Below are 12,927 nucleotides of genomic sequence, written 5' to 3' on the forward strand. Positions count from 1 at the left end.
ATCACCGCCCCGGGGATCTCTGCATGCCGCTGGTGCCGTAGCTGCGGCAGCGTGAAGGAACCGCCCTTTCCTTGGAGAGCCTGTACACGGCGAGGCGCTGGAGCTCACTCAGGGAGAGCCCCCTCCTTTTCAGGTAATCATCGGGCTCGGCGAGGAAAAGGAGCCTCTCATCTCCTTTCCTTATCACTGAAAGGGCCTTCTGCACATTCCCGTCATCCAGGAAGTCTTCTCTCCTGTTCCTGTAGACGTTGCCGAAGTGCCTGGCCACGAGGTCTCTCTCCTCATCGGCCGTGGTATTCATGGGAATGGAGTGGGGCTTTGAAGGGTGCCGCGGGGGCTTCCTTTCAAGAAGCCCCAGAAAACAGTGGGGATAGGGCGAAAAGAGATCCTTTGTCATGCCGTAGGCAGTGGTAGGGCACCCGCGGCAGTGCATGTAGAAGGCGCAGGCTCCGCATCCCTTGTAATACTGGGGGCGCCTGAATCTCTTGAGGAGCTCCGACTCAAGAAAGATCTCTGAAAAGGTCTGCTCGGGCATTTTCCCCGCCACGGAGGGAGCCCTCCTGCAGGCCATCACGGTGCCGTCGCTGATGACCGCTATGCTGGTCCACCCGCAGAGGCATCCTGATACGACGGGGAGCTCCTCGGGGGCGAAGGGATAGAAGAGATACTCCTCGTATCGTATCATCCTGAAAAGCGTGGTCTTTTCAAAGATCCGCTTCCTGCACCCGGCCTCCTTGAAGGCTTTTTTCTCTCTCCTGTAAAGGGCCAGGAGCTCTCTGAGCTCATCGCGGCCCAGGCTCTCCTTCAGCGATCCTGCATTTCCGGTGCAGGCGCCTATGTCAAAGTTGAAGACACTCGCGCCGGTCGTGGTCACGACATGCCTGAAGAGGGGGATAAACTGATCCTTGTTATAGGGATAGAGAGTAAACATGATATGGACGGGGATCCCGCAGGCCTTGAGTTTTTCTATTGCCTCGACGGTCCTCCTGAAGCTTCCGGGAGAGCGGACGTGATCGTGGACCTCTTCGAGGCCGTCAAGGCTCATCTGGTAGCCCACCACTTCCATCTTTCTCAGGAACTCAAGGTTCTCATCGGTGAGGTGCTCAGGGTTGCCGAATATGAAGATCCTTTTTCCATGGGCCCTCAGCTCCCTGAAAAAAGCCATCCACTCGGGGTGGAGAAAGGGGTCTCCCCCTGTGATGTACATGGTGGGTATCTGGGCCTTCCAGGTCCGCTCAAAGCTTATTATGCTTTCCAGGCAGCGCAGCAGCTCTGCAAGATCAAGCTCATTCTCAACCTCGGAGGCATAGGTGGCGCCCTCGTGCACGTAGCAGTGCCGGCAGTTATTGCCGCACCGCGGCGTAATATGCCACTGAACAGTAAGCAGGCGAATCCAGTCCATCGGGCAAGCTCCGGGTTTTGTCGCAGCGGATAAGCCTCATGGTTACACATCGGTTCCCATTCTCCTTCCGTCATCAGGAGCTCCTGTTCTGCACCCTGAAGTCCCGGGAAAGCCCGGCGGCTCCAATGGAGATAGGGCCTGCGGGAGGAGGATTTTACCGGCGGTCCATACAATCTATACAACGAGGAGTGCCTTCGGGCGCCGCGAAGTGTTGCCGCATCTTGTCCAGAAAGGGATGACCTGCCATAAGGAAGCCACAGGGTCTTACCATGATAGAGATAGTAATAGCGATATTTGTGGTGTCATTTACCTTGCTTATGGTGCAGAAGATACTCTCCTCGGGCTTTTTTTACCTTGCGAAGACCAGGGATCAGACCAAAATGTTCAGGCTCGTGCAGAAGGCCGTGGAGCAGGAGAGAGCCCAGGTGATCTCTTCTGCGTCAAGCTCTGACTCGGGCTGGAACTTCTTCGACGGTCCTGACACCGATTTCAGGTGGAGGATAGTGAAGAGCCCCGCCACCGAGACCGGCATCTCCACCCTTCTGAAGGAGCACGTCACGGTGGAAGGGCCCTTTTACCCGGGCGGCTCATTGAAGAAGCCGACCTTCAGGGAATACAGCATCATCACTTACATCGCGAGGACGCCCTTCACCTCAAGGAGCCTCAAATTCGAGCCTCTTTACCCCGACAGCAATGACGGCCGGTTCTGGAAGATACTGCATGAGTGACAGCAAGACCTCAAATCATAAAGGAAAAGCAGGGGCCCATGGGATAATCCTCTTCATGGCACTGGTTATCATGGTGATACTTTTCATCCTCTGCGTGTCATTCATCAGCATAGTGAGCAACAATTACTTCACGGGATCCATGGGGATTTCAACGACAGAGGCGTTCTGGCTCGCCGATTCTGGCATAGAGTATGCCCTCGAGGCCCTCAGGACAAACGGCGTGGACTGGGCAGCCGTGCCGCTGGACAGCGGCGGCTGGGGAGCGGAGATATACAGCCCGTCACCTCTTATTGATAAGGGAGCCAACCTTAAAGGTTATTTCTGCCTTGTGCTCAAGCTTCACAGTGAAGACTGGAGGGGAAGGGGAAAAGCCTCTCCCACGGGAAGAAACGCCACCTATCCGGAAGGCGAGGATTATGTCTATCCTCCGCCCTCTCATAAATACAGGCCTTATCTCTTGTGCAAGACTGGAGGGGGAGCCCTCGCCCTCACGGCGCCCTCCATGAAGAACCGCATCATCATAAGGTCAACAGGAATAATAAGAGATGACAGCGCCGGGGCGCCGCCCCTGCCGGCCGCCAGGGTGCTCTCGGCCAGGAGCCTCTATGCCGTTTATTCCATGACCTGTGAGGAACTGGAGCTCTGGTCAGAATGGTACCGTTAGGGAAATGAGGCATCGATGAAGAGATACACCACCGTCACCATGGCAGCCATCTTCCTTCTCATTGCAGGAATCGCTCTTTTCTATATGGTCGGGAGGCACCTCTTCTCGGGGAAGCATATCAGAACGCGGAGCACCATCACGAAGTATCCCGTGGCTACAGTGACGCAAAAGGTAAACAGCAAAGAGGGCGGGCCCGATCTCCCCGCGGGGATGAGGTCTTTTTTCCTTATCAGGCTCCGTTTCGCCATAGAGGGGCTTCCCGCAGCGGTGCGGGAGCAGGGGGCCTCGACCCCTGCGCCGGAGGGTGAAAATCCTTGCAGGATTGAGGATCTGAATGTTGACGCGGCTATCGGAGATGAGAAGATAACGATAAAAGGTGCCGATCTTACCGCATCCATGCAGATTGTCTGCGATATAAGAATCAGCAGGGAGAGCTTTGAAGCCAGTGACTCCATGAACATCACCGTCACTTACCCGGGCTACAGGCCCGTGGTGAAAAATGACGTGCCGCTCAGAGAGATCGCGGAAGAGGTAAAAGAAGCGGTGCTTGAGAAGATAATATTGAAGAGAGAGTGAGCCTCCTGTGAGACAGTCTGTATCCGCCTTTCTCAGAAGAGAGCTGCCATATGCCACGGTGCTTTTCCTGCTGCTCATCGCCGCTTTCTCCCTGAGGCTCATACCCTTTTTCCCCCGGAACATCCTGATTTTTGATGAAGCTTATTATACCCCGGTGAAGGATATCCCAGAGCTTCAGCGCTCTCTTCCCCATCCACCCGTCGCTCTTTACCTGATCAAATGGTGCGGCAAGGTGTGGGGGCCCTATGGATGGAGGGCAGGGGGGGCTCTTACCGGCACTGCGTGCCTCTTTCTTTTCTCGCTCGTCGCGAGGAGATTTCTCCCGCCGGCCTTTTCTCTGCTGGCCACGTGGTTTCTCTGCCTTGACTTTCTGAACTTCACGCTCTGCCGCCTCGGAATGCTGGACATTTACGCTTTTTTTTTGTGCTGCTGGCGCTCGTGCTTTTTTTCCGGGGAGAGGATCATCCAGGGCAGCAGGGGCTTCTGTGGCTTTCCATGGGAATCGCATGGGGTGCTGCCCTGGGGTGCAAATGGAGCAGCCTGCTTCCTCTTCTCGCCTGCCTGTCATTCTGTCTCTGGAGGATGATGAAGAATAATCCCGAGAGGTGCGCCCTCTGCCGTGCTCTTTTCTTCTTCCTTGCCGTGCCTCTCCTTGTCTATTTCCTCTGCCACCTGGAGTATGTTTTCCGCTACGGTACATCAGGCTTTTTTTACCAGCAGGCGGAGAACCTTTTGTATTTAGTCACTCTGGCGGGCCATGACCCGCAGTCTTCTCCGTGGTGGAGCTGGATGCTGCTCATGAAGCCCCAGCTCCTCTATAAGGATACTTTTTGTTCAGGATCAGGGGAACTCTTTTATTCTGCAGTGGTCCTGCTGGGAAACCCCCTCCTCTGGTGGGCCAGTATCCCTGCCGTCATCGGCCTGGCATCAAGGGCTTTCAGGGAGGAACTTCCCCTCTTTGTCTTTTTCTCCCTTGTCTTTGAGGTGTTTCTGTGGGTCCTGTCCCCAAGGAATGGCTATATTTATTATATCCTGAACTTTACTCCTCTGATGATGATAGCGGTGTCATACTATCTTCAACTTCTCTGGGGAAGGGGAAAGTGGGGAAAGGCGATAGTATGGCTCTTTGGAGCTGCATCGATCCTCAGCTTTGTTTACTTCTCACCCCTGCTTTACGGAACGCCTGTCTGTGCCGAAGGATATGGGCAGTTCCGTCTCCTTGGAACCTGGAGCATATGAGAAGGGAGCTATTTTTCATCGGTCACGGAGACTGAATCAGCCTGCTTTACCACCCTTCTTTTGGACTGGGTGGCTGAGCGATAGGTGATGTCCCTGTTCTGCACCTTGTCCCTGGATTTGATTTCGCACTTCAGTGACGAGGTGAATCCCGGTTTTGCCAGGTCCACCACATACCCCAGGTCGAGGCTCTCGATATTGGTGGCTATCACGTCACGGCCGTTTGCCCCGCTGGGATTGTCGGTCCGCCACCATGCTCTTTCAACAGTGTCTTTCACCTGCTCGTATGATATCTTATAGACGTATGCCTGCCCGGAATTCCGGTCTTCAAAGCTCCTGAAAAAAACCACGCGGCTGTTGTTGCAGGAGGCGGTGTCCAGGGCATAGGCGGAGCGGATCTCGGAGGTGAGCTGCTCTATCACGCCATCAGCCTTCTGCTTCACCGACGTCTCGGCTTTCATGTTCCTGTAGGCTTTCAGGCTGTCGGTGAGGATAAAGGCAAAGATCAGGATGCACAGTGCCATGAGCGCAATGGCAATCACTGCCTCCAGGAGGGAAAAAGCCCTGCTTTTCCCTGCGGACTTTCGTGGATGATCTTTATTCATGGCCCTCACAGTAAGAATTTCTGGAGACCTCGATGCTCCTTTCGTGCTTCCCGCACTTTATTTTAATAGAGAAGGGAGCAGGCAGCGAGTTCATTCTGGCAGTGAGGGGAGCCCACTGGCTGTCCGCGCTGTCTCCCACTGAAGCTGCCGGGCTGAAGGAGAGGACGGAGCCGTCAGCCACATCGATAAAGAAAGTGCGGGATGCTGAGTCAGCAAGATTCCTCCTTATCTTTTTTTCAGGCTCGGCCCATAGAAAAGCCTCATCGGCGCTGCATACATATTGATAGGATGATTCCCCCGTAATCTTTATGCCCCACATTTTCTCTTCGTGCTGGGCAAGGGTCCTGCACCTGTTCAGATCGCTCACGATCATATCCTTCCAGAACTCAACGGCGCGCACTTCGCTGTAGTTGCGGTAATAAGGGATAAGGAGGCCGAGAGCTATCCCGAACAGCATCAGGACCACTATCATTTCAACGAGGGTGAAGCCCCCGGTGCTTCTTGTCATTTCAGGCTCCTCGGGGGAGGCCGCCCTTCTCTTCCCCCCCGCATTCTCTCATAATGAAGGACTTCTTCTTTTATATTCTATCAAATTATCCGGTGAATCGCAATAAAGGAAAAGGCCCTTGATGAAAACGAATTTTCTGATTATCGGCCCTGAGCAAAGGCAGTGTCCAGGTGGTGCGAGTGAAGTCATACAAATATGTGGCGATAGACAGCTCCGGTGAGACCCATGGCGGCGAGGTCAGCGCCAGGAATGTTGACACAGTGATCATGATGCTGAGGAGAGATGATCTCACCATCATTGACGTTTATTCACCCTCTGACAGACCTGGCATACTGCAGAGAATTTCCGGGTTTTTGATGACTCTCTTCGGCGTGAAAGAGAGGATCGACGAAAGGACGGTCATATTATTCACGCGCCAGTTCTCGACACTCATCGGTGCGGGGATAAACATCCTGAGAAGCCTCAGAAGCATCCTGATCGTGGAACAGGACAGAAAATTTAAAAAGGTGATCTCAGGGATACTGATGGCCCTGAGGGAGGGCTTCTCGATCTCCGGTGCCCTGGCGAAGTTCCCCTTTGTCTTCTCCGAAGTATATATCGGCATAGTGAAGGTGGGGGAGACCTCCGGAAGGCTCTCCGAAGCCTTCCGGACCATCGCGCAGGATCTCGAGAAATCATACTCTTTCAAGCAGAAAACCGTTGCCATCCTGACCTATCCGGCGGCAGTCCTCATCTTTTCCCTCGTAATAATCCTGCTCATGTTCATCTATTTTGTACCCAGCTTTACCGGGATATACGACAAGGTGAACATGGAGCTGCCCCTCTGCACCCTCATCGTCATCAAGGTGGGAAAGTGCATTCTTGATCCGGTTTTCTGGCTCTATGCCCTCATCATTTCCGCGGTGGCGATCTTCCTGGCTCAGAGCTATATAAGGACGCCCGTGGGCCGTTTCACATATGATTCCATGAAGCTGAGGCTCCCCATCTTCGGGGAGCTTATCACGAAAAGGTATCTCTATCAGGTATTCCTTAACCTGGCCTGCATGCTCGAGTACGGTGTCTATATGAACGAAGCGCTCACAAAGATAAAAGAAATCTCGCAGAATACCATCCTGAAATACCATATGGAAGAGGTTTACCAGAAAGTCAGGCAGGGCGATGATCTCTCGGAAGCCATGAGTGCTATCTGGTTCGTGCCAAGGTTTGCCGTCGATTTCATAATGACGGGAGAAGCTACGGGCACGATGGCGGACATGCTCAGGAAGTCGTCGGAGGTCATAGAGCAGGAGCTTCTCCAGAGAGTGGAGACGCTCCTGGCCATGTTTGAGCCATTGGTCATCTCATTGCTCTCCGTAGTGCTCGGGTTCATCATTATTGCAACTTTTCTTCCCCTCTACAACCTCATAAAGGTTCTCTCATGATTTCTCCTTTTCCTGGGCGCCATGCTTCTTCAGAAGCTCGATTATCTTCACGTTTCCTGTCTTGCGCGCCAGTTCAAGCGGTGTTATGCTGAAATTGTCCACCGCGTTGGCATCGGCGCCCTTCTCTATGAGAAGGAGAGCCAGTTCCTCGTGGCCTTTTGTAAGGGCGATAAGAAGGGGCAGCGGATCTTTTTCGTTCATTGCGTTTACCTTGGCCTTCCTGGAGAGAAGGAGCCCGGCAGTCTCGATGCGCCCCTCCTGCACGGCCTTATGGAGAGGCGTCTCATCGATATTATCCTTGGCATTTACCTCGGCGCCGGTCTCGATAAGCCTTTCCGCCGAGGCTGCATTGCCTTTCATGGCGGCAATGTGGAGGGGGGTGATATTTTCAAAGCTCTGGGAGTTCACATCCAGCCCGCGGGAGAGCAGAAAATCCAGGAGATGGGGAGTATTGCAGAGTGCCGCGAAATGGATCAGCGTTTTGCCGGTATTTTCCTTGAAGGTGATGTCAGATCCCGCCTTGAGGAGATGAAGTCCTGCCTCGCCGTGGCCGTTCTCAAGTGCCACAAGCAGAGCCGTGCGGCCATCCCTGTTCCTGGCGTGCACGAGCCTTTTGTTGGTTTTCAGAAACCCGATGAGCCTGGGGGAGTTGCCCTCTGCAGCATACTGAAAGAGCTCAATGATTTTCTGTTTTTCATTGAGCTTCAATATGACCAGTACCGCTGCTATGCATAGCAGCATGAGCACAATGATAAAGAAGGCCTGCATTTCGTTTCCAAGGCTCCTTGCTGAAGGGTGCGCTGACGGATTTCCCCCCAGGAGAATTATATCAGAAGTCAGTGCAAAAGTAAAAGTAACACACACTTCATGAAATACCGTTACAGGCGCCCCCGGAAGTGCATCAGCTCGGCATGCTGCGTGCCTCGCCGCTCTGAGCCCCGGTAAACTCCACTGTTCTTTTGAGACCTTCATAGAGGCCCACCTCAGGTTTCCATCCCAGCCTCTCGAGGGCCTTCCTGTTGTCAAGGTAAACCCTGAACACCTCGCCGGGGCGGGCTGCCTGGTAGGTGGCCTCGCCGCTTGACCCGAGGACTTTCCTGAGCTCGTTGAAAACAGTATTTACCGATGTCTCCTCGCCTGTACCGATGTTGAAGATATCGCGGCTTCCCTTTTCCAGGGCGATGACATTGGCCTTCACCACGTCGCTTACATAGACAAAATCGCGGGTCTGTTCCCCGTTGCCGAAAATAACGGGGCTTTTTCCCTCAAGCATTTTCCCCGTGAAGATTGCTATTACGCCCGCCTCACCGAGAGGATCCTGGCGGGGGCCGTAGACGTTCGCGTACCGAAGGATTGTGTAATCGATGCCGTAGAGATCAGAGAACAGCTCTATGTAATGCTCCAGGGCGTACTTGCTCACCCCGTAGCCTGCCATGGGCCTTATGGGATGCTTCTCATCGGCGGGCAGATACCGGGGCTCTCCGTAAATGGCGCCGCCTGTCGAGGAGTAGACAATCTTTTTCACTTTGAATTTCTTCGCGGCCCTGAGCAGGTTGATCCCTCCCAGTATGTTGATATCTGCGTCAAAAGAAGGGTCCTCAACGGATTTTCTCACGTCAATCTGGGCAGCGAGGTGGACAATGGCATCTAATCTGTGGCTTTCAAAAACCTTATCTATCTCAGGATTTCTCACATCCATCTCGTGAAATGCCGCTTCTTTGTTAAGGTTGTCCCTTCTCCCTGTCGAGAGATTATCGATGATCACCACGCGGTGCCCCCGGGCGATTAATTCGTCCACAATATTGGAGCCGATGAATCCTGCCCCCCCCGTTACAAGGATGTTCATGTTCATTCTCCTTTCTGTGAGAGACTCTGGCTTCTCGGATACTCTCCGTGACTTTCATGGAATCATTTCGTGAGAATGGGAGAGTATCCCTTTAGAGATGCAAAAGGGTTAATGAGCTCCCTGTTGAATTATGTCTCTCACTCACTAGAAGGAGGGCTTGAAGTGGAGCCTCACATTGCCATACCTTTTGAAAACAATTATCTGATTTTGCTGATACTTCTGTTCTGCATCGGCTGCGTTGCCTTTTTCTCCAGCTCTGAAGCGGCGCTCATCTCGGTGAACAGGATCAGGATTAAAAACCTTGTCGAGAAGGGGAACAAGCAGGCCAAGGCGGTGGAGAGGGTCATCTCCAAGCATGACAAGCTCTTCGCCACGATCCTCACGACGGAGAACATGTTCATAATCCTTGCCTCGTCCCTTGCAGGCGTCCTTGCGGTGAGCCTGCTGGGGAAAAATGGGATTGCCATCTCGACCCTGTTCATGACAATCTTCATCGTGATATTCGGCGAGATCACGCCCAAGACTTTTGCTGCCCAGAATGCCGTGAAGGTCTCGCTGCTGGTGGGGCAGGTGATGGAAAAAATAATTTATGTGCTCTCTCCCGTCATATCACTTTTTGCTTTCATATCCCGCTCAATAATCAAAGCCCTTGGCGTGAATCCTGCTTCCAACCCCTATCTCCTCACCGAGGACGAGATAAAGATGGTCATAAGCGACGGGGCGAAAGAAGGGGTCCTGGCAAAGGCGGAAAAGAAGATGATAGAGGGAATATTCGAGTTCAGCGATACCCTTGCGGGCCAGATCATGGTGCCCCGCGTGGACATGGTGGCCGTATCGGATGAAGAGCCACTGGCGAAAGCCATCGAGTTGATAAACAAAACCGGCCATTCCAGGATACCGGTGAGAGAGGGGACCAACGTAGACCATATTGTCGGCGTGGTCTATGCCAAGGACATCCTGAAGCACATGGAAAGAGATATCGCGGCCATGCCGGTAAAAGAGATCATGCGCTCCCCCCATTTCGCCCCTGAAAGCCAGAACGTCATGGCCCTGCTGTCGGATCTCCGCGAGAAGAAAGCAAGCATCACTTTCATCATCGACGAGTTCGGAGGCACGGCGGGGATGATAACCATCGAGATGCTGCTGGAGGAGATTGTGGGCGACATTGAAGACGAGTTTGACATCAGCCTCCCGAAATATGAAAAAATAAGCGACGACGAGTACATTGTTGATGCCAAGATGACCATCTACGAATTGAAGGAGAAGCTGGACATCGAGCTTCCCGAGGGTGATTATCAGACCGTGGGAGGTTTTGTCATAAATCTTGTGGAAAATATCCCGTCACTTGGCGATACGGTGGAATACGGTGCCTATGAGTTCATCATAGAAAAAACCGAGTCGTACCGCCTCTCGCGGATCCGCGTCAGAAGAAAGAAATCCAGGAAAAAAGCCAACCATGGTTGATGTAGTGATTGCAGGAGCAGGTCCCATGGGGAGCTATGCAGCTGAGAGGCTCTCCTCGAAGGGGTTCCATGTGATGGTCATGGAGGAGCATGAGCAGGTGGGATACCCTGTCCATTGCGCAGGGATAGTAAGCGAGAGATTTCTTGAAAAATTTCACATCCCGGAAGATATTGTGCAGAACAGGCTCACACGGTTCAGGATCTTTGCTCCCCATGGCCGCATCGTAGAATGTCCCCCTGCCATAAGGGCTGCCGTGGTGGACCGCAGAAAGCTCGATGAATACTACGCCGGGCTTGCCCGTCAGGCAGGAGCCCTGTTCTCTCTCTCCTCAAGGGTGATACAGGTTGATCAGGACAGCGACAAGGTCTACGTGAGGGCAAGAGAGGGGGGCGAGGAGAAAACCATCACGGCAAAGCTCTGCATTCTTGCCACGGGATCGATGTCCAACCTTCCCTTCCGCTGCGGAATAGACAGGCCGCACTTCTATTCGAACAGCTTCCAGGTTGAAGCGGTGATAGAGGGGCTCGAGGGAGTGGAGCTTTACCTGGGAAATGACTTTGCCCCGGGCTCCTTTGCCTATGCAGTCTCGGTAAACAGCGCCACCTCAAAGATAGGGATCATGGTGAGAAAGCGCCTGAAACAATGCTTTGACAATCTGGTGGGGAGCCCCTATCTCGAGGGGAGAATTGTCAGGCTTGAGAAAAAAAGGGAGTTCCGCAGGATTCCCCTGGGCTTCCCCGAGAGCTCGCAGAACGGCAGGATATGCGCCCTTGGCGACGCTGCGGGGCAGCTTAAGACCACCACGGGCGGCGGCATATATTACGGCCTCCTGTCTGCGGGAATCCTCGCTGAAACTATTGTGTCGTCAAGGAAATCGGGGGATTTTGACACAAGGGCTCTTGGGAGCTACGACCGTAAATGGAAAAGGGTAATCGGGAAGGAGCTGCGCATGGGCCTTCTCTTCAGGAGGTTCATCGAGTATCTCTCTGATGATGATTTTGATGCCATTTTCTCCATACTGCAGAAGAAGGATCTCCTTGACGTCGTGGAAAGGGAGGGGGACTTTGACTTTCACCAGCATCTTGTGCTTTCCCTCCTGAAGGAGCGGGAGTTTCACAGGGTGGTTTACGGGCTTCTCCACAGGGGAATAAGGCGCCTTTTCCAGCGGAGAAAGAAAAACCTCCATGCCGCGTGAAAATTTTCCTGGAAACAAATCTGCCTGCCGGGAGTCTAACACCGGCAGCAGGGTGTTATGAGGCTCTGCGGAAGTCTTGAGGTCATGAAAGGGGTTGAGACAGGGTGGAAATCGCGAGAAGGGAGTTCCTGAAAAGTACGGCGGCATTTTCCCTTGGATGCATGATGGGCATGACGGCTTTTTCAGGGGAGGCTCTGGCCGCCCCGTCAAAGACCAGGATGCCTCTGCTCCAGAAGGGCGCCCGCGAGGCCATGTTCTATGAATCCCTCGAGGGAGGAATCGCCCACTGTCTTCTCTGCCCCTGCTCGCCCCTGGATGAAAACTGCGGGTTTCTCAAAGAAGGCGAGCTGTGCGTCTGCAACGTGCGGTATTCAAGCGGCGGGAAGCTCTACGTGACCAATTACGGGAAGCTTTCGGCCCTTCACATTGATTCTATAGAGAAGAATCCCATCTATCACATGACACCCGGCAGGAACAACCTTGCCGTGGCCACGGCGGGCTGCAACCTAGACTGCCAGTGCTGCCAGAACTGGGAGATGTCACAGAAGCGCGTTGACCAGGTGAAGTGCTTTTCCATGACGCCCCGTGAGGTGGTGAAAAAGGCGAAAGAAAACAAGTGCCACGGAATATCTTATACCTACACGGAGCCCGTAATATTCTACGAATACATGCTTGACACTGCAAAGCTTGCACAGCAATCAGGCCTCAAAAACTGCATGGTCACCGGGGGATATATCCTTTCAGAGCCGCTGAAGCTGCTCACAAAACACATCGATGGGTTCTCGGTAAGTGTCAAGGGATTTACCGAGGATTTTTACAAGAAATATTGCCGCGGGAGGCTCGGAACAGTCCTCAACGCCCTCAAGATCCTCAAGGAGAAGGGGAGCTGGTGCGAGATTGTGGTGCTTGTCATACCCACCCTGAGCGACAATATGGATCAGATTGACTGGTTCTGCCAGTGGGTGAAGGATAATCTCGGCGTGACGGTGCCCCTTCACTTTTCCCGTTTTTATCCCTCATACCGCATGAGCAGCCTCCCCAAGACGCCCGTGACCACGCTGGAGAAGGCATACAAAATCGCCAGGGGAAAGGGGCTGCAGTACGTGTACCTCGGCAACCTGCCGGGCCATGAGGGCGGCAATACTTTCTGCCACAAGTGCCGGACTCTCCTCATCCAGAGAATTGGAATGAAGCTCATCAAGTCAAATATCCGCGGCGGAAAATGCCCCTCATGCGGGGCAATAATTCCCGGCATATGGTCCTGATTAATCAAAGAACGGCA

The 12,927-nt window shown here is 53.4% G+C and carries 14 protein-coding genes; 9 read left to right on the plus strand and 5 right to left on the minus strand.

Features of this window, described 5'->3' with window-relative positions; genetic code table 11:
* Position 1: 1 nt before the first annotated feature.
* Complete coding sequence (locus RDV48_10215) at positions 2 to 1,402, minus strand: radical SAM protein (GenBank protein ID MDQ7823156.1); 1,401 nt, start codon at positions 1,400 to 1,402, stop codon at positions 2 to 4.
* 269 nt (positions 1,403 to 1,671) lie between these two features.
* On the opposite strand from RDV48_10215, the gene RDV48_10220 reads away from it, so the two are divergent.
* From RDV48_10220 to RDV48_10240, 5 genes are read left to right on the plus strand one after another with little or no spacing between them, the layout of a single operon-like run.
* Positions 1,672 to 2,130, plus strand: a complete 459-nt coding sequence (locus RDV48_10220) for a hypothetical protein (GenBank protein ID MDQ7823157.1) — start codon at positions 1,672 to 1,674, stop codon at positions 2,128 to 2,130.
* On the plus strand, positions 2,123 to 2,794 hold the full coding sequence (locus tag RDV48_10225) for a hypothetical protein (protein MDQ7823158.1): 672 nt from the start codon (positions 2,123 to 2,125) through the stop codon (positions 2,792 to 2,794). Before RDV48_10220 ends, RDV48_10225 begins: the two co-directional genes overlap by 8 nt.
* A gap of 15 nt (positions 2,795 to 2,809) precedes the next feature.
* On the plus strand, positions 2,810 to 3,370 hold the full coding sequence (locus RDV48_10230) for a hypothetical protein (GenBank protein ID MDQ7823159.1): 561 nt from the start codon (positions 2,810 to 2,812) through the stop codon (positions 3,368 to 3,370).
* Positions 3,371 to 3,377: 7 nt separating this feature from the next.
* The gene (locus RDV48_10235) at positions 3,378 to 3,956 is read left to right on the plus strand and encodes a hypothetical protein (protein ID MDQ7823160.1); all 579 of its coding nucleotides are present in this window, start codon (positions 3,378 to 3,380) and stop codon (positions 3,954 to 3,956) included.
* Entirely contained in the window at positions 3,953 to 4,609 is a 657-nt protein-coding gene (locus RDV48_10240; GenBank protein MDQ7823161.1) for a hypothetical protein, read from the plus strand. The genes RDV48_10235 and RDV48_10240 overlap by 4 nt, the downstream gene beginning before the upstream one ends.
* A gap of 8 nt (positions 4,610 to 4,617) precedes the next feature.
* Here the strand turns inward: RDV48_10240 and RDV48_10245 are convergent, their stop codons facing one another.
* Positions 4,618 to 5,211, minus strand: coding sequence for a type II secretion system protein (locus RDV48_10245; protein MDQ7823162.1), 594 nt, complete (start codon positions 5,209 to 5,211; stop codon positions 4,618 to 4,620).
* A complete protein-coding gene (locus RDV48_10250) occupies positions 5,204 to 5,719 on the minus strand; it encodes a type II secretion system protein (GenBank protein ID MDQ7823163.1) in 516 nt (171 codons plus the stop codon). Before RDV48_10250 ends, RDV48_10245 begins: the two co-directional genes overlap by 8 nt.
* Positions 5,720 to 5,898: 179 nt before the next feature.
* Between RDV48_10250 and RDV48_10255 the strand changes: the two genes are divergently transcribed.
* Positions 5,899 to 7,140, plus strand: coding sequence for a type II secretion system F family protein (locus RDV48_10255; protein MDQ7823164.1), 1,242 nt, complete (start codon positions 5,899 to 5,901; stop codon positions 7,138 to 7,140).
* On the opposite strand, the gene RDV48_10260 is transcribed toward RDV48_10255, so the two are convergent.
* Together RDV48_10260 and RDV48_10265 are read right to left on the minus strand one after the other, a co-directional pair.
* Positions 7,135 to 7,908: an ankyrin repeat domain-containing protein gene (locus RDV48_10260; GenBank protein ID MDQ7823165.1), complete on the minus strand. Its 774-nt coding sequence runs from the start codon at positions 7,906 to 7,908 to the stop codon at positions 7,135 to 7,137. The genes RDV48_10255 and RDV48_10260 overlap by 6 nt on opposite strands.
* A 133-nt stretch (positions 7,909 to 8,041) precedes the next feature.
* Positions 8,042 to 8,986, minus strand: coding sequence for an SDR family oxidoreductase (locus RDV48_10265; GenBank protein MDQ7823166.1), 945 nt, complete (start codon positions 8,984 to 8,986; stop codon positions 8,042 to 8,044).
* A gap of 162 nt (positions 8,987 to 9,148) precedes the next feature.
* Between RDV48_10265 and RDV48_10270 the strand changes: the two genes are divergently transcribed.
* The 3 genes from RDV48_10270 to amrS all read left to right on the plus strand — a co-directional run bounded on the left by RDV48_10270 (position 9,149) and on the right by amrS (position 12,910).
* Positions 9,149 to 10,450, plus strand: a complete 1,302-nt coding sequence (locus tag RDV48_10270) for a hemolysin family protein (protein ID MDQ7823167.1) — start codon at positions 9,149 to 9,151, stop codon at positions 10,448 to 10,450.
* A complete protein-coding gene (locus RDV48_10275; protein MDQ7823168.1) occupies positions 10,443 to 11,645 on the plus strand; it encodes an NAD(P)/FAD-dependent oxidoreductase in 1,203 nt (400 codons plus the stop codon). The genes RDV48_10270 and RDV48_10275 overlap by 8 nt, the downstream gene beginning before the upstream one ends.
* 104 nt (positions 11,646 to 11,749) lie before the next feature.
* Positions 11,750 to 12,910, plus strand: a complete 1,161-nt coding sequence (gene amrS / locus RDV48_10280) for an AmmeMemoRadiSam system radical SAM enzyme (GenBank protein MDQ7823169.1) — start codon at positions 11,750 to 11,752, stop codon at positions 12,908 to 12,910.
* Positions 12,911 to 12,927 lie beyond the last annotated feature (17 nt).

The organism is Candidatus Eremiobacterota bacterium (assembly GCA_031082125.1).
Classification (GTDB): Bacteria; Vulcanimicrobiota; CADAWZ01; order CADAWZ01; family Ess09-12; genus Ess09-12.